This window comes from Dactylosporangium sucinum (genome assembly GCF_014647515.1).
Classification (GTDB): domain Bacteria; phylum Actinomycetota; class Actinomycetes; order Mycobacteriales; family Micromonosporaceae; genus Dactylosporangium; species Dactylosporangium sucinum.
This window is the reverse complement of the sequence record NZ_BMPI01000052.1, coordinates 53,629-70,204: the sequence shown is the minus strand read 5'-3', so window position 1 is coordinate 70,204 and position 16,576 is coordinate 53,629. Positions and strand designations below refer to the sequence as shown.

Here is a 16,576-nt window from a genome sequence, read left to right as displayed (position 1 = left end):
CTGACACGGCGCCAGGTTGCCGAGGACGCCATAGTCGGCAAACTGGACGTTGGGCTCGTGGATGCGCTGCCAACGCCGGTCGTAGGACGGATCCTCGTGCAAGAAATGCTCGGGCGCGTGAGCGGGTGCGCTGCGGTGGTCAGACCGACGCGCCGCTGGCGTGCTTGATGAAGCCGAGTGCGCGGTAGCCAGGCATGCGGCGTTGGAGTGAGGCGGCGAGGATCGGTGTTGCCGGGTCGTGGTAGTCGTGGACCTCGGCGGTGTCCTTGCCGGGCGCTGTGCGGATCACACGGCCGGCGCACTGAATCAGCAGGCCGTCGTAGGAGATCGGGCCGGCGAGGAACAGGGTGTCGAGCGCTGGGGCGTCGAAGCCCTCGCCGATGAACGGCGTGGTGCCGATGACGAGCAGGCCGTCACCGGCCTTGGCGTCGCCGAGCCGGTCGACGGCGGCCCGCCGGTCGGTGGTGCTCATCGATCCTTGCAGGACGAGCGCCTGATGGCCGCGCGTGGCGAGCATCGCGGTGAGGGCCTCGACGTGGGCGACGCGGCGGGTGAGGACGAGACAGTTACGCCCGCGAGCCAGGGCGGTGACGACATCGTCGACGATCTGGGTGTTCCGCGGCTCGTCGACTGCGAGGAGCCGGTGTACCTCGGCGAGCGCGCCCGGCGCGTCCAGGTCCACGTCGGCGACCTTGAACCTGGTCTCGTGGACGCGCAACAACCGTTGCGGACCGGCATCCAACTCCAGCGCGGCTACGATGGTGCCCTGTTCCTCCTCGGTCATGGTGTGCCGGACAGGCCCGAGTTGCCAGCTGACGAGTTGACCGAGCCCGTCCCGGCGGGTGGGTGTGGCGGTGAGGCCGAGCCAGAACTGCGCCGCGATGCGCTTGACGGAGTGCTCGTAGGCAGCGGCGCCGAGGTGGTGGCATTCGTCGACGATGACGTGCCCGTACCCGGCCGTTAGGGCGGCGATGTCGTCGCGCCGCGCGAGGGAAGGCAGCAGCGCGATGTCCACCGTGCCGGTGAGTTTGCGCCGGCCGCCGCCGAGTTGGCCGGCCCGGATGCCGAGGAACTGTTCGATGCGCTCGCGCCACTGGTCGGCCAGAGCCTTGCGGTCGACGAGCACCAGCGTCGAGGTGCCGCGTTCGGCGATCACGGCGCAGGCCATGACCGTCTTCCCGGATCCGGGCGGTGCGACGAGCAGCCCATCGTCATGGGCCAGCACTGCACCAACCGCGGCGCTCTGTCTGGTCGTAAGGACGGCGGTGAACGCGACGTCGATCTCCCGGCCAGGGTTCCGGACGTCGGTGACGACCAGACGGGAGCCGGCCCGTTCGACGATCGTGGTGATCGTGTGGCGCAGGCCGCGCGGCACGATGAGGCGGTCGTCGAGGGTGAAGTCGTAGCCGCGGATAAACCGTGGAGTGTCCCAGGTCGACTTGCGCAGGCGCTGCAGCTCGTAGAACTTCGGGTTCGCCATCGCGGCAGCGTGCTTGAACGTGGCAAGGGCGGCCGGGGTCAACTGTGCCGCGTCGAGGGTCAGCCCCGCGCCGGCCTCGGCATGAACGACCGCCGGTAGGGCGGGATGGACGCGGGTCGCGGTCGACCGGCTCATCGCGGCGACGTCGGTGCCGGTGGTGGCGCGTTTCGCTTGCCGGGCGAGGCGTTCGGCGTCGCCGGGGCTGAGCCGGTCCAGCGTCGACAGGAACGCCCACTGGTCCTCGTGCGGCTCCAGCGTGGCGAGATCGAGGAACGTGGTCAGGCCGTGGTCGTTGCGGCGCCGGCCCTGCAACGGTGCGGCGATCAGGTTGCCGAAGCCGCCCTCGGGCAGGACGTCCTGGTTGGGGAACAGCCGGTCGTAGGAGCGCAGGTCCATCGACCCGCGCAGCACCATCGCCTCGTGCAGTAGGACGGTGCCGACGGCCCTGGCGACGGCTGCCTGGACAGGGCCGGTGAAGAAGATCCACACGTGGGCTCCGCGTCCCGACTGGGAGATCTCCAGCCCGGCCGGCACCGCGCTGGCCCGTGCCGCCTTGACGTAGGCGAGGGCGTCGAGCATCGCTGTCGGGCCGTCGAAGTCGGCCACCACGAAGTGGCAGGTGTTGCCGGGCAGCAGCGGGTACAGCCCCATGAACACGTCACCGACGAGATGCGCGGCGACGACCTCCGCCGTACGGGGCAGGTAGGCGGCTGCGCGCCGGTCCATGCCCTTACGCCAGCCGCCGGCGACGGCGGGCATCCACCCGGCCGCGCCGGTCCGGGCGTTCTCCCACCGCACCGCGTACACGTCGGTGCGGGCCTGGAACCGGTCGTCGAACAGCGCCAGCTTGTTCCGCACCGATGACGCCATCGTGACCAGACCCGGCGCGGCGACCGGCGCCGCCAACTGCTCCGGCGCCGGAGCAGTGTCGCGACCACTCAGTTCCAGCAGTCGGGACAGCCGGGCGTTCTCCGCACGTAACCGTTCCACCTCCCGGCGAAGACCGGCGAACTCGTCCACCGCACCCACACCGACCATCCTCGTGGACCGGCACCGGACACCCCGGAGGGGGTGGCCACCATCTGCCGATGGCATCGAAGCGGACCGCGGCGCTTGAAGCGATGATCGAAGAAGCCACCGTCGACGCGTACAACGACGATGAACAACTCACCGGCCTGTACACCATGATCGAAGACAACCTGGCGGTACCGTCCACCACCACCGTCCTCGGCGTCGAGGTCACCGTGAAAAAGGTCGAGGACTGGCATCCCGAGGACGGTGCAGGCACGACACCGTTCGACATTGACCAGATCAACCACATGGCAGCGCTACTCGGCGTACCGAACGGATAGGCGCCTCCGAGCGCTGTCGCCCCGTACACGAGCTTGCGGCGCGAGCGCTGCGACGGTCGATGTGAGCAGGCGCGAGAAGTCGTCCTCGTCATCGAGGATCGGGCCGAAGTCAGGAAGCGGGGGAGGGACAGTGGACGTCCCCGATGTAGTCCCGGGTTCAGGTGACGCCGATACGCCGGGCGAGGTCCCGAACGCCGACCAGAGCGCCGCGCGTGTCTGCCGTTAGCAGGTTCTGAGTTAAATCCTGAGCCCAAGGGCGATAGCGGACCTCTTGCGGCGTATCTTGCTCGGCTGCCAGCAGCGCCTGGAAGGCGGCTTCCGGCCGGCCTCGGCCGTGGAGGGCGAGCGCGGTGTCTTCCCAGTAGCGTGCTCGCCGTTCGGGTGCGGTGATCCTGGTCGGGTCGACCTGTCGCGCGTAGCCGACCGCGCTGCCGAAGTCCCCCAAGGCTCTGGCCACGCTGATTTTGTAGACGGCCAGATCAAGCGGGGTGAGCTGACCGTCGTCGACGCTTCCAGACCGGCGGGTGGCGTCGTCGGCCTCACCGAGCAGCGTCCAGGCAGTGTCTCGGTCGTCGCGCATCGCTGCGGTGTAGGCGGCGACGGCGAGCAACTCACCGTACTTCGCGATCTCCCGAGGCTGCGCCAGGCCTGTTTCGCTGTCGAGTCGCTCGGCGGCCTGGAGCACGAGTCGCTGTGCGCCGTCGCGGTGTTGGTTACGGCGGAGCACTGTTGCTGCGAGTCGTGTGGCTTCGGCGGCAACCACCGGGTCACCGCCCAGTCTAGCGGCCTGGACGGCGCGGTCGGCAGTTGAGTAGGCCATACCGTCGTCGTGCAGTTTGAGCAGCAATTGTGTGGTGACGCAGTAGGCCTGTGCGAGACGTGTCGATGCGCGCTCCGCCTGCGGTGCGGCGACGTGCCGCGCGCTTGCTTCGGCCTGGGCCAACAGCCGTGGCAGGCGACGTGCAGCCTGACTGTAACGACAAGAGCGGAAGTCCGCCCTGGTCGCAGCGATCTGCGCCGCGAGTTGCTGGTCTGATAGCGGTGTGCCGGTGATCTTGCCGAAGACCACGTCGTCGATGGTGGCGGGGACTTCCGCAGCAGCTTCGGTGGAGGGGATCAACGCTCCTGCGGTGGTCAGCCCAAGAGCGCCCGCAAGCACGTCACGTCTGCGCATCCAATCACCGCCGCCACTATGGTCCGCTCCTGGGCTCACCCTAGCGGTTGCTTGCCTTGTTGAGGAGGTAGACACGGCCAACCCGAGGTGATCTGGTGGGATGCCGTATGCCTCGGCCAGCCGAAGTAGTTCCTTGACAGTCCAGTCACGGCGGCGGCCGTTCTCCCATCGCGACATTGTCGCAGCCGAATATCCGACGAGCTGCCCGGCCTCTTCGAGGGTGAGGCCGGCGCCTGTCCTTGCCCGCCGCAGGACTGATCCAATCTCGCCTGCGACGGTAGATGCTGTCGATGGGACGGTGGTCAAGGCCGCCTCCTCACCGCGAAGGGTGACTTCGATGGTGACTGATCAATTGCACTTCCTGCAACCTCGTTGCATTCCCTACAGCACAGCCTCCGCATCGCCACCCGTTGCCGGTCCACTGAACTCAAGTCCCTACCGCATCGAGGGTCCAGGTCCGGGCCGACGACATGAAGGGAGCGGTGATGCACTCAGCTGCGACAACGGTGCCGACCGGCACCGTTGAAGATCTGGTCCGAGTTGGCCTGCTGGAAGTGAGCGCCGACTGTCATATCCATCCCACTGCCGTGTTCCTGGTCGCTGACATGCTCGGCACACGGCGATCGATCATTCTGGGAGCTCGGGTAACCATCAGCGCCTTCGTAGTGGTTCACGGCGGTACTCGTATTGGCCCGGACGTCCATCTCGGTCATCACGCGATTGTCGGTGAACCGGAGTACGGCTACGCGATGCGGAACCTTTACCGTGGTGAAGGTGCTGCCACCACGATCGGCGCCGGTTCAGTCGTGCGGGCAGGTGCCGTTATCTACGCGGACGTACAACTCGGTGACAACGTCATGATCGGGCATAATGCCCTGCTGAGGACCGGCGTCCGGGTCGGCTCTGGCAGCCAGCTCGCGGCCAATATCACCGTCGAACGCGGTACCCGAATCGGTGATGGTGTGCGGTGTTCTCCCGGGTCGCACCTGACCGCCGAGACCTTCGTCGGTGATCGCGTGTTCCTGGGTGCCGGCGTGCGCACCATCAACGACAAGCAGCTCATTTGGCGCGATCCCGTCCACGAGCGGCCACTGGAACCACCAACCTTTGAGACTGGTTGCCGGGTTGGCTCTGGAGCGGTACTGCTTGCCGGAATCACAGTTGGCGCAGGCGCGCTCGTCGGGGCCGGTTCTGTTGTTACTCACGACGTGCCTGCCGGCACGATCGTCTACGGGGTTCCCGCCCGCAGGTACGGGTGGGTGTCGCCGTGACAACCGCCATGGACTGGCTCGAACCGTTGCGGTCCAGCGTTTCCGAGCTGGATTCGGCGGGTTGGGAGCGCCTGGAACGGCTGTACAACCAAGTGGGAACGCTGGCGGCGACCGTGCCACAGTTCGCCGATCAGGCGACACGATCACGTTCTTTGTTGGCTGTCCGCCGTCAGCTCGCCGGCTGCGCTGACCAGGAACTCAATGACCCGGTGGCAGGCGCGATACGGCAAACGCTGGTGCAGTTCTGCATCGGGTTTCACGACCTCGACTTGCGAGATGCGGTAGGCCCTGGGCACGGCGCGATGATCTTGGCTGAGGCTTCACAGCCAATCGCCGAGCACTGGCAGTGCCGCCTCGATCGGGGTGACCTCGTCGGCATAGCCGCCACCGAGTGGCGCGGCGGCTCACGGCTTCAGGAGATCACGACGCGGGCGCGGCCGGCCGGACGCGACCGGTGGCGCATCAGCGGAGAGAAGGTGTGGGTATCTCGGCTGCATGAGTCGAGCGCGTTCGTGGTCTTCTTCCGCGACCCGGACAACCGGATCACGGCCGGACTTGTCGACGCCGCTGCTCCCGGATTGCACCGCGAGGTGGTCGATCCATTCGGGCTCGCCGGCTGGTCGTGGGGATTGCTCCAGTTCCACGGCGTCTCGTTCGACCCGGCGGCAGATCTGGTCGGCCCGGTCGGCGAAGGTCTTGGCGTGTTCCGGCGACACTTCAGTCGGTTCCGTCCGCTGGTCACCGCCACGGCACTCGGCGCCGCCGCCGGCGTCCACAGCTTCACGACGACCGTTCTCGCAGCCAAGCTCACCGAGGGTGCGCTGTCTCGTATCCGCGACAACGCCCTCATCGTCCTCGGTCGTACATATGCGGAGATTACCGCCGCGCTCCTGTCGGCACTCACGACCAGCCGGCTCGCGGCGATGGGACATCCCGGAGCCGACTTGTCCGCTCGACTCGGCAAGGCCGCCGGCGTTGACGCCGCATACCGTGCCGTGACGGACCTCGCGCCGCTCCTGGGTGCGGCCGGTTTTCAACGCAGCAGCATGATCGCCAAGGTCAGAGCGGACCTCACCGGACTGTTGTACGCAGACGGAATCCACGACAGTCTGTACCGCTCCGGCGGACGCAGCCTCATGTGTCAGCGCTCTTCGACGAAACACGACGAGCCGACTCAACAGATGCGCTCGCCGTCTTCCAGGTAGTACGTGACCGTATCGGCCGTCGCCGCCAACGCGGCGGCCGTCCGGCGAGCGAGCAATGGGGACAAGCGCTGTCGCGCCTCGTCGAGCGTGCACCACGCCCAACTGTGCAGCTCGTTCTGCGGGACCTGAAGGACTGAGGTGACCTCTGCGCCGAGAACGCCGCCGTCGAAGACGAACATCACGCCCTCCGTGCGGCTCTGTCGTGGCGGCACCCAATCGACCACCAGCAACCGGCCAGGCAACACCGCCAGGCCGAGTTCCTCGTTGACCTCGCGCCGGGCAGCGTCGTGCGGTGACTCGTTATCGTCTACCGCACCACCAGGAAGCTCCCAGTAGTCCTTATATACCGGCTCCACCAGCAGAATCCGGCTCGCGACGTCGCGAAACAGCACTCCAGATCCCATACGTTTGCGCGGCAGCGAGGCTGTGTATTCGTCGGCCGACATGGTCACCAACGGAGACTACGCGCCCGGAGAGCAGCATTCGTGCCTGCGTTGCGGTGGCCGGTCAACGTCTCGGTCGCGCCGCGCGCCGGCGTGGACAGTGTCCATAGTGGATTCCGGTGCGTTCCACACGTGCTCCGCCGTTCCTGGACCCTGCCCCGCCGTCCTGGACGCACCCGACGGGACGGGACGAAAATACAGACAACCCGGGATGAACCTGCGCCGACAATACTCGTAAAATCGGACATAACTCGCCTTGTAATCGGAAGGCCGCGAGTGCATCGATCGCAGAATAACCTTCTTGATGGAACGGTAGGAGGCGATCGCAGTCCGTACTGGCGCTCCGGCAGAGGGGCCGAACCGAGGGGGTCCACGGCCCGTTCGTTGCCCGGCCACATGGCGGCGAGCCGCAAGTTCCGTGAGTGCCTCGGTGCTGAATTCGGCGGGACGCTGCGCGGCGTATGCGACCTCGGCGACGGTGCCGATCGCGCGGATGCGGTTGCCGGCGTAGTGAATGATCGTGCCGGCCCGACACTGCGCTCCGCGCAGGCCAGGATCCGTTGGCCAACGGCGAGTTGGTTGACGTTGGTGCGCTGCGCTCAATCCGGACTTGGTCTGTTGCGGCGCCCGGTCAGCCACCGCGTGAGCGCAGGCGCTCCTACTCTGCCGCAGCGCTGTCCGGCCCTTTCGGCTCAGGGCATCGCGCATTCAGCCTGTTGCCTCCGGCCGCGGCCATAGGGCCAGGAGCGTATCGACATGCTCAAGCCGGCGTGTCGCTCCCTTGGCGGAGACCTTGCCGCAGTTGCGATCGACTCGGACGATCATGTGAGTCCCACCAGGGTAACCGAGGGCGATCTGGTACTGGTCCGTGCCCATCATCGTGCAGCTGACTTTGATTTGCGGATCGAACTCGGCCAGCCCGTTGAGGTATCCCGTCACCCTGTCCGGGCTCTCTGTGGCTGGCAGGGTCCGTCCGAGGCGAAACACACCGGCGTTGTCGCCGGTGTTGAATGGATAGACGCATAGCAACGCGGTCTCGGCGCCAGCCGGTACCAGCTCACCACCCTTGGTAGAGGACAGGCCAGGCGACTCGTTGAACGCAAACGTCGATGGGCACTCGGCCGGTCCGGATACTGCAGTCGGGCTGGCCGGGCCTTTACTGTCGCACGCCGACGCCGACACCATCAGTGCAGCCACGGCGAGCAGCGCTGCAGACACGTGACGCACGTTCAACACCTACTCCTTTCGTCGGTGCGGCCTCCGCAGGCACCGCGACGTCTGTCGCGTCTCGACTGGCTCGCGACGCGGAAGCCGCCTGGGTGAGCGCATTGGGTGAGACCGAATTCGGTCCACCATCGCGGACGGTGCTGCCTGGGGAGAATCGAAGGCATGACCAACGACCTGGTGGAGTTCATCGAGGCGCGGCTTGCCGAGGACGAGTCGCTCGCCAGCATCATCTCGGCCGGCGCCTACGCGCCGCAGGTGTGGCGCGTCAAACCGGACCAGCCCGGCGGCTGGCGGGAGATCCGAGCGTTCGACGGCGGAATCCTCGTGGGCCCGTCGCAGGCGGCCGACGCGGGCGAGTTGGTCGCGGTCGTGCCGGGCAGTCGCGAGCAGCACGTCCACATCACCCGGCATGATCCGGCGCGGGTGGTTCGGGAGGTGGCGGCCAAGCGGCGGCGGCTCGAGCGGCACAAGCCGGACTATGCCAGCGGCCGGGTCGAGTACGGCCAGCACCACGAGGTGTACCGGCGCGAGGACGGCAAGACGATCGAGGTGCTGGTGCAGGACGACGAGCCGCGCCCGCCGAACTGGTGCCGGACCTGTGCCGAGCCCGCTCCGTGCCGGGAGCTTCGCAATGACGCGTCAGTCTGGTCGGACCATCCCGACTACCCTGAATGGGCCGTCTGAGCCGCGCGGTCGATGGCCGCCTCCACCCGGTCCGCGAGCAGCCCGACCGCGCCGACGGCCCGGCTCATCGGGTCGTCCTCGGCCCCGCCGAGCGCCCGCGCCCGCAGGTATGCGGCCTTGACCTCCGCCCACCGCGCCTCCTGTGACGGCGTCATCCGGCCGCGCAGTGAGGCCAGCTTGAGCAGGTTCGCCTCGGCGCCCGAGGTGAGGGTCTGCGCCTCGCCGACGTAGTGGTCGTCGATCGCGGCCTCCAGTTCGGCGTCGTTCATGACCGGCACGACCCGGCCGGCGAGCTTGTTCATGTTGCGGTACGAGCCCTGCAGCAGGAACGGCGGCTCGGTGCGGGAGGCGTCGGACTGGGCCGCGGACGCGATGTACGCGCGGTTGTTCGCCAGGACCACCTCCTGCACCCGCAGGAGCTTGCGGAGCACCGCCAGCATCTGGTCGACCTCGACCGCGGAGTACGGATGGGCGAGCTGGTCCGGTCGTACGGTGTCGTCGCCCCGGGCCAGGCGGACCAGCAGCTCAACGTCGCCGCGGTCGCGGGTGGACAGCGGGGCGAGGACGGGGTTGGAGGTCAGCGCGTTCTCGATGTAGCTGAGCGCGAACAGCTCCTCCTTGCCGGTCAGGACGTCGCCGAGGTTCCACACGTCGGCGCGGTTCGCCAGCATGTCCGGGATTCGGAAGCGCTGGCCGGACTCGGTGTACGGGTTGCCGGCCATGCATACGGCGAACCGCTTGCCGCGCAGGTCGTAGGTGCGGGTCCGGCCGTTCCAGACGCCCTCCATGCGGCGCTGAGCGTCGCACAGGGAGATGAACTTCTGCAGCAGCTCCGGCGAGGTGTGCTGGATGTCGTCCAGGTACAGCAGGACGTTGTTGCCCATCTCGAGCGCGAAGTTGATTTTCTCGACCTCCTGGCGGGCGGTCGCGTTCGGTGCCTCCGCCGGGTCGACCGACGTCACCAGGTGTCCGAGCGCCGGTCCGTTCACCTTGACAAACACCAGGCCCAGGCGGCTGGCGACGTACTCCATCAGCGTCGTCTTGCCGTAGCCCGGCGGCGAGATGAGCAGCAACAAGCCCATCGCGTCGCCCACCGCGCCCAGCTGCCGGGCCAGGTTGTCGCCGATGAGCGGCAGGTACACCTCGTCGAGCAGCCGGTTGCGCACGAACGCGCTCATCACCTTCGGCTTGTACTCGTCGAGCCGCAGCCGCTGCCGTTCGCGGGCGGCCAGCTCGTTGCGGTGCCGCTGGTACGCGCGGAAGGCCGGGACCCGTTCGAGGCGGAACCGGCGGGTGCGCTCGAGCACCTCGTCGAGGCGCAGCTCCATCCGGCGGCCGGCGATCCGCGGATGGGTGCCGAGCAGGCCCTCGACGGTCGCGGTGAGGGCGGCGGAGGACTCGTGGCGCGGCAGGCCGGCCCCGCAGAGCACGATCGCGGCCGCCTCATCCAGGTCGCCGTTACCGATGCCCTCGACGGTACCGGCGAACGAGGTGAGCCACGCGAGGGCGAGCTGGCGGCGCGCGGCGAGATCACCGTCGAGGGCGCGCAGATCCTCGTTGAGCTCGCGGGTCGAACTCGTACGCCAGAACCGGTCGAGGAACGTCCGCACGCCGGCGCTGGTGACGAACCCGAACGGCGCGCCGCTCAGCTCCTCGAACAGGTACTCCCCGGCGATCCCGGACCCGGCCGCCGGCTGGAACGCGGCCACCGCCGCCTGCAGCTCGGCGCACAGCTGCCCCACCGCGTCCGAGCGGCCGAACGCGGTCCGGGCCCGGGCTAGCGACCGTGCCCGCCGGGTCCAGGCCGCCTTGGCCTCGTCGTCGGCGCCGAACGTCCAGAACAGTTGCGCCGCCGCCCGGTCCGCCGCCGGGTAGCGCAGGAGCCCGGCGCCGGCGTGCAGCCGCAGCAGCGCGTCGAGAATGAGCGCCGCGTCGTGGTCGTGGACGCCCCGCTCGTACCCTTCGGCGTAGCGGCTTTCGGCGACGCGGCGCACAAGGTCGCGCAGGCCGCCATCAGTGAGGGCGGCCTGGTGGAGCTCGTCCGTGATGGACGCTCCCGTCGACGCGGCGTCGAGCACCACGCAGGCCAGGTGCTCCGCGCGGTACACCTCGGGCGCCTCGGACACGAGCAGCTGTCCCCAGAAGGGGCGGGCGGCGGCGATCACCGGGTCGTCGACCGGCGCGCGGTAGTCGGTGGCCGTCACGGTGAACGCGAGCTCGTCGCCGTGCGGGACGAGCGTGAGGTCGATCGCCTGGGTGTTGACGGCGAACTGGTGCCGGCCGAGGCGGATGACGTCGGCCGAGCCGCCGAACAGGTCGAGCCGGTCGCGCAGCATCCGGCCGGCCTCGAGCCGGGCCGTCTTGACCCGGCCCTCCAGCTCGTCGGCGCGGACCTGGTCGCCGAGCGCGCGCAGCTCGGCGGCGACGCCCCGCAGCTTCGCGACCATCGGGTCGGCCGCGAAGTACGTGTTGACGTCGTCGGGTGCGGTCATCGCCGCGACCCGGCGCTCGATGCTGCCGAGGATCCGCGCCGCGGACTCGACCAGCCGATCGGCGCGGCGGGAGCGCTCGTCGAGCAGCGCCTGCTTGCGCGAGGAGAACGCCTCGTAGACGTCGGTGCGCTTGTCGCCGAGCTGGGCGAGGAAGTCGTCGAACTCGCCGAAGCGGGACTCGAGGTTCTCCAGCTGGAGCATCAGTCGCCCCAGCTGCTCGTCACATCGCTCGGGCGTGTCGGCGACCGCGAGCGCGCCGACGACCGCCTGGCCCAGCAGGGCGAACTCGGCGGCGAACTCGGCCCGGCCCTCGACGGCGAGCAGCTCGCGGCGGCGGGCGTCGAGGACGGCCCGGGCGCGGTTGACGCCGCCGAGGACCTCGCTGATCCGGTCGAGGATGCCGACCCGGACGGTGGCGTCGGCGATCTCGAGCGACCCGACCACCTCCGTGACGATCCGCAGCCCCTCGGCCTGGGCGGTCAGCCGCTCGCCGACCGGCGCGGCCTCGGCCACGGTGCGGACCGCCTCGGCGTCGGCGACCAGGCGCTCCACGTCGGCGTGGTAGCCGGCGAAGGCGTCGTCGCGCTGCAGGAACGTCACCGCCCGCTTGGCGGCCGCGACGAGCTCCTCGTCGAGCCGCGTCTGCAGGGCGTCGATCCGGTCGGTGTCGGCGTAGCGCAGCTCGCGCAGCGGCACGAGGGAGCCCTGCGCGTGGCGGAGGTCGGTCAGGCGGCGCACCCAGGCGTCGGTGTCCACCGGCGCCTCGCCCTGGGAGCGGCGGATGAGCGACTCGATCCGCTCGGCCGCCTCGCCGAGGGCGGTGGCCGCCTGCTCGGTGAGCGCCTGCACCCGCTCGAACTCGGCCAGCACCTGCTCGGCGGTGTTGCGCAGCTCGGCGAGCGGGCTGCGCAGGTCGCCGAGCTCCGGCTCGCCGAGCCAGTGATAGTGGTCGAACGTACGGACGCACGCGGCGATGATCGCCTCGAAGACCGCCGCCGACGGGCCCATCTCGGCGACCATGCGGGCCACCGACAGGCAGTCGGAGATGCCGCGGACGAGATCGGCGTTGCCGACCCGGTCCAGCGGCCCGGTGCCGACCGGCTGGGCCGCGGCGTACGTGTCCGACAGGTACGGCGTCTGCCACACCTGCATGGTGTGGACCCGGGTCGGCTCCTCGGACATGGCCCGGAAGACGACCAGCGTCCCGTCGTCGAACAGGGAGTAGCCGTGGCAGACGAGCGGGTTCGCGACCTCCTTGCGGATGACGTTGTAGGGCAGCAGCAGCGATCGCCCGTCGGCGCGGGCGTGGAAGACGTAGAGCACGTCCTCGCCGTTGGTCGACCGGATGACGCGCTCGTACTCGAGGTCGGCCACGTCGGTGTCGAACGTCCGCGCGACGCCGGTGGCCAGGTAGTACCCGCCCGGGAAGATCAGGCCCTGGTCCTCCGGCAGGCGCTGGCAGCCCTGGCCGATCCCGTCGAGCCGGACGACCCCCCGGGTGCGGGTGTTGAAAACCAAGAACCGGAAGACGGTTTCCTTGTACGGGCGGATGCGCAGCAGGACGAGCGGACCGATCCTGGCGTAGCTGACGTCGGCGTCGGCGAGGCTCTGCAGCGGCTCGTCGACCGGCTCGCGGTACACACCCTCGCCCGTCTCGGTGTTGTTCTCCACCTTGACGGTGAGGTCACCGCCGACGGTCTCGACGAACACCACGTCCTCGATGGAGATGTGCGGGTGCCGGCCGAGGACGTGGTGCTCCCGGCCGACGGGGATCCACTCGAAGTCGTGTGACGGCGGGAACACGTGGTCGCGTTCACCGCGGTTGTCCACATAGGACACATCGCCGCTGGCGCCGACGCTCCAGCGCAGCACCTTGATGTCGTCGGTGCGGGGACCGGTCTGGAAGACGGCGAGGAGCTTCCCGTCGAGCCGCCGCAGCTGCAGCAGCCGGGTGTCGCGATAGTACTTGTACACCTCGCCGAAGTCGCGCAGCAACTGCGGGTCGCGCAGCAGGCCGGGCAGGTCGTCCGGCGACGGCGCGTCGAACCGGAACGCGTCGCCGTCGCGGCCGAACCGGTGCAGCGAGAACACGTCGTCGACGGTCGTCTCCGGCTTGAGGCCGATGAAGACGTTGTAGCCGAACAGCATCAGCCCGCCGACGGACACGATGTCGCGCGGGACGCAGTTGTGCTCCGTGCGGATCCGCTCGGTGCCGAGCAGCCGCAGCTCGGCGCCGCCGAACACCTCGGTCCGCCGCGTGTTGAGGGCCTCGGCCCGGCCGGTCAGCTCGGCCGCCTGCGCGGCGAGCCGATCGCGCAGCACCTCGTAGGTGCCGGCGTCCAGGCTCGCCGCGGCGGGTGCCATCCTCTCGACGGTCACTGCTCGGCCGCCGCCAGGGCCGCGACGGGCCGGTCGGCGATGCCGAGCCGGCGGGCGGCGTCCAGCAGCTCACGCATCTTGTCCCGGTCGGGGCCGCCACGCTGGATCTGCTGGACCAGGAAGGCCGACAGCGTCAGGTTGGAGACGTCGGCGGTGCTCATCGAGCCGAGCAGCCGCCCGAGGTCGCCGGCCAGGTCGCCGTTGCCGTTGAGGTAGGAGGCGCCGACGCTCTGCACGACGTCGGAGTGCTGGACGAAGCCGTCGACGCTCTTGCCGAGGCTGATCGAGCCGAGCAGCTTGTCGAAGAAGACGCTGTCGCCGCCGACGATGTCGATGTTCGCCTTCGCCAGGCCGGCGGACAGGACGTGCGCCTGCTGCTCGGCGACCTGCCGGTGCACGTCGATGCCGGCGAGGCGGATCTCCTTCTCCATCTCCAGGCGCAGGCGGAACTCCTCGTGTTCGCGGGTCGCCTGGTCCATCGCGGCGAGCGCGGCGGCCTTCTCGGTGAGGCCGTCGGCCTCGCCCTTGAGCTTGTCGCGCAGCGCGTCGGCGAGGGAGGCGCCCTTCTCCCGCTCGACCGCGGCCTCGGCGAGGCCCGCCTTCTCGATCGTCTCGGCCTTCGCGATCGCCTTCTCCCGCTCGACGGCCGCCTCGGCCCGGCCGACCTTCTCGATCGCCTCGGCGTTGCGCTCGCGGACCTGCACGTCGGCGAGGCCGGTCGCGGCCGCCTCGGCCTGTACACCCTCGGCCAGGCGGATCTTGGCGCGGGCCTCAAGCTCGGCGGTCTGCTGCCGGGCCTCGGCGAGCACCAGCTCCTCGCGGGCCTTGAACTTGGCGGCCTGCTCGGCGGCCTCGGCCGCCTTGATGTCCTTGACCAGGTTCTCCTGCGCCTCCGCCTCCGCCTGAATGACGACGGCCTGGCGGGTGCGCTCGGCCTCCTCGACGACGCGCAGCCGCTTGATCTGCTCCTCCTGCTCGGCGACGGTGCGCTCGACCGCGATCCGCTCCCGGACGACCTCGGCGATGGCCCGCTTCTCCGCCTCGACCTCCTTGTCCTTGGCGATCGTGGTGAGCTCGGTCTCCCGCTGGCGGGCGATGACCTCCAGCATGCGGTCCTTCTCGATGCGCTCCGACTCGATCGCGATGACCCGCTCGCGGTTCTTCTCGGCGACGGCGATCTCCCGCCGCTTGTTCTCGTGCTGGACGCCGAGCTGCTCGTCGGTGCGGATCTCGGCGGTCTGCGACTTGAGCCGCTCCTCGGCGCGCACCCGGGCGGTCTCCGCGTCCTCGCGCGCCCGCAGGGTGGCGACCTCCCGCTCCTGCTTGATCTCCGCCTCGGCCTGCCGGCGCTCCAGCTCCAGGACCGCCTCGCGGGCGTCGACGTCCTGGCGCTTGATCTCCTTCTCCTCGTTGCGCCGGAACTCGTTGGTCCGCACATGCTCGATCGCGGTCAGCTCGGTGATCTTCCGGATGCCCTGCGCGTCGAGGATGTTGGCGTTGTCGAGGTGGCTCAGCGGCGTCTGCTCGAGGAAGTCGATCGCGGCGTCCTCCAGGCTGTACCCGTTGAGATCGGTGCCGATCACCCGCACGATCTGGTCGCGGAACTCGTCGCGCTTGGTGTACAGGTCGACGAAGTCCAGCTGCTTGCCCACGGTCTTGAGCGCCTCGGAGAACTTCGCGTTGAACAGCTCCTGCAGGGTCTCCTGGTCGCTGGCCCGGACCGTGCCGATCGCCTGGGCGACCTTGATGACGTCCTCGACGGTCTTGTTGACCCGCACGAAGAACGTGATCCGGATGTCGGCGCGAATGTTGTCGCGGCAGATCAGCCCTTCCCGGCCGGTCCGGGAGATCTCGATCGTCTTCACCGAGATGTCCATGACCTCGGCCTTGTGCAGGACCGGCAGGACGACGGCGCCGGTGAACGTGACGTCGACCTTGCGGACCTTGGAGATGATCAGCGCCTTGCCCTGTTCAATCTTGCGGAACAGGCGGCTGACGGCGAACAGCAGACCAACCGCGATGAGCACGGCCACGCCGAGCACAACGAGGAAGCCGGTGGTGATGACGGTCATGAGAGCTCCCTCTGTCCGGGGGTGGGAACGATCCAGAAGAACTCGCCGTGCTGGTCGTATTCGTAGATCACCGCCGTGCTGCCCGCGGTGAAGGTGTCGGTGCCGGTCTGGCGAACCTGCACGATCGCGCTGGAGCCGTCGGCGGCGGTGACCTCGGCCTGGCCGAACGTCTCGGTGACGGTGCCGGTGCGGATCACGCAGGTGCGCCCCACGAACGCGGTGCGGGAGTCGCCGCTCGTCGCCGGGAAGAGCCTCCGCAGCGGTACCACGAGCACCCGGGTCACCAGCCACGCGACGACGAGCGCGACCACCAGCACGGCCACGCGCAGCAGCGCGCCCTCGGTGACGGTCGCGCCGGCCAGGCTGACGAACCAGGCGACCAGCACGAGCACCGACAGTCCTACCGTGGCCGGCACGCCGCCCAGGCCGACGCTGCCCAGGAAGCCACCGAAGCCGTCGGCCGCGCCACCGTCGAGCGCCTCGGTGTCGGCGCTGCCGAGCAGGACGATCAGCCAGTATGCGATGACGAGGACGAGCAGGAACGTGAACAGGACGGTGGGGAATTCGAGGTTCGCATTGAGAAATTCACCCATCGGACTGCTTCATCCCCCCACTCGCTGGGCCCATGGTGACAGGCTTCGTCAAGACCAACTCGGCCGTAGCTTAGTGTCCACAGTGGATGGGGTACATCGCCGACCCGGTGCGCGGCATGAGATTGACGCCGAATCAGGACGAGAACTCCGACAAGCCGGCACTTAACGGTCGCAAAGGCAACATGCCCGCTGCGCCACGTCGAT

At 69.0% G+C, this 16,576-nt stretch carries 11 protein-coding genes; 4 read left to right on the top strand and 7 right to left on the bottom strand.

All coding sequences use genetic code 11. From position 1 onward, the window contains the following. Positions 1-139 precede the first annotated feature (139 nt). Positions 140-2,509 (bottom strand): DEAD/DEAH box helicase, encoded by a 2,370-nt coding sequence (locus IEZ31_RS39385; protein WP_190255197.1) that lies wholly within the window; start codon positions 2,507-2,509, stop codon positions 140-142. A gap of 59 nt (positions 2,510-2,568) precedes the next feature. Between IEZ31_RS39385 and IEZ31_RS39380 the strand changes: the two genes are divergently transcribed. After that, positions 2,569-2,832 carry a hypothetical protein gene (locus IEZ31_RS39380; RefSeq protein WP_190255218.1) on the top strand — a complete coding sequence of 88 codons (264 nt, stop codon included), beginning with the start codon at positions 2,569-2,571 and terminating at the stop codon, positions 2,830-2,832. A 157-nt stretch (positions 2,833-2,989) separates the two neighbouring features. On the opposite strand, the gene IEZ31_RS39375 is transcribed toward IEZ31_RS39380, so the two are convergent. Then, the gene (locus IEZ31_RS39375; RefSeq protein WP_229836327.1) at positions 2,990-4,312 is read right to left on the bottom strand and encodes a helix-turn-helix domain-containing protein; all 1,323 of its coding nucleotides are present in this window, start codon (positions 4,310-4,312) and stop codon (positions 2,990-2,992) included. Between the two features lie 179 nt (positions 4,313-4,491). Here IEZ31_RS39375 and IEZ31_RS39370 point away from each other — a divergent pair, with 179 nt between their 5' ends. After that, positions 4,492-5,277: a DapH/DapD/GlmU-related protein gene (locus IEZ31_RS39370; RefSeq protein WP_229836325.1), complete on the top strand. Its 786-nt coding sequence runs from the start codon at positions 4,492-4,494 to the stop codon at positions 5,275-5,277. After that, complete coding sequence (locus IEZ31_RS39365) at positions 5,274-6,482, top strand: acyl-CoA dehydrogenase family protein (RefSeq protein WP_229836324.1); 1,209 nt, start codon at positions 5,274-5,276, stop codon at positions 6,480-6,482. Before IEZ31_RS39370 ends, IEZ31_RS39365 begins: the two co-directional genes overlap by 4 nt. On the opposite strand, the gene IEZ31_RS39360 is transcribed toward IEZ31_RS39365, so the two are convergent. Together IEZ31_RS39360 and IEZ31_RS39355 are read right to left on the bottom strand one after the other, a co-directional pair. Then, positions 6,452-6,928 (bottom strand): NUDIX domain-containing protein, encoded by a 477-nt coding sequence (locus IEZ31_RS39360; RefSeq protein WP_308429473.1) that lies wholly within the window; start codon positions 6,926-6,928, stop codon positions 6,452-6,454. The two genes, IEZ31_RS39365 and IEZ31_RS39360, sit on opposite strands and share 31 nt — an antisense overlap. Before the next feature lie 705 nt (positions 6,929-7,633). Then, on the bottom strand, positions 7,634-8,158 hold the full coding sequence (locus tag IEZ31_RS39355) for a hypothetical protein (protein ID WP_190255196.1): 525 nt from the start codon (positions 8,156-8,158) through the stop codon (positions 7,634-7,636). A 156-nt stretch (positions 8,159-8,314) separates the two neighbouring features. Here IEZ31_RS39355 and IEZ31_RS39350 point away from each other — a divergent pair, with 156 nt between their 5' ends. Then, positions 8,315-8,836 (top strand): DUF6221 family protein, encoded by a 522-nt coding sequence (locus tag IEZ31_RS39350; RefSeq protein WP_190255195.1) that lies wholly within the window; start codon positions 8,315-8,317, stop codon positions 8,834-8,836. On the opposite strand, the gene IEZ31_RS39345 is transcribed toward IEZ31_RS39350, so the two are convergent. From IEZ31_RS39345 to IEZ31_RS39335, 3 genes are read right to left on the bottom strand one after another with little or no spacing between them, the layout of a single operon-like run. Further along, positions 8,815-13,692: a DNA repair ATPase gene (locus IEZ31_RS39345; protein WP_190255194.1), complete on the bottom strand. Its 4,878-nt coding sequence runs from the start codon at positions 13,690-13,692 to the stop codon at positions 8,815-8,817. The genes IEZ31_RS39350 and IEZ31_RS39345 overlap by 22 nt on opposite strands. Positions 13,693-13,703: 11 nt before the next feature. Further along, positions 13,704-15,779 carry a flotillin family protein gene (locus IEZ31_RS39340; RefSeq protein ID WP_190255193.1) on the bottom strand — a complete coding sequence of 692 codons (2,076 nt, stop codon included), beginning with the start codon at positions 15,777-15,779 and terminating at the stop codon, positions 13,704-13,706. Continuing rightward, complete coding sequence (locus tag IEZ31_RS39335) at positions 15,776-16,372, bottom strand: hypothetical protein (protein ID WP_190255192.1); 597 nt, start codon at positions 16,370-16,372, stop codon at positions 15,776-15,778. The genes IEZ31_RS39340 and IEZ31_RS39335 overlap by 4 nt, the downstream gene beginning before the upstream one ends. Positions 16,373-16,576: the final 204 nt, after the last annotated feature.

Coding starts and splice junctions, on each gene's coding strand:
- IEZ31_RS39335 (WP_190255192.1), bottom strand. CDS start 16,372: ATGGGTGAATTTCTCAATGCGAACCTCGAATTCCCCACCGTCCTGTTC.
- IEZ31_RS39345 (WP_190255194.1), bottom strand. CDS start 13,692: ATGGCACCCGCCGCGGCGAGCCTGGACGCCGGCACCTACGAGGTGCTG.
- IEZ31_RS39350 (WP_190255195.1), top strand. CDS start 8,315: ATGACCAACGACCTGGTGGAGTTCATCGAGGCGCGGCTTGCCGAGGAC.
- IEZ31_RS39360 (WP_308429473.1), bottom strand. CDS start 6,928: ATGTCGGCCGACGAATACACAGCCTCGCTGCCGCGCAAACGTATGGGA.
- IEZ31_RS39380 (WP_190255218.1), top strand. CDS start 2,569: ATGGCATCGAAGCGGACCGCGGCGCTTGAAGCGATGATCGAAGAAGCC.
- IEZ31_RS39370 (WP_229836325.1), top strand. CDS start 4,492: ATGCACTCAGCTGCGACAACGGTGCCGACCGGCACCGTTGAAGATCTG.
- IEZ31_RS39340 (WP_190255193.1), bottom strand. CDS start 15,779: ATGACCGTCATCACCACCGGCTTCCTCGTTGTGCTCGGCGTGGCCGTG.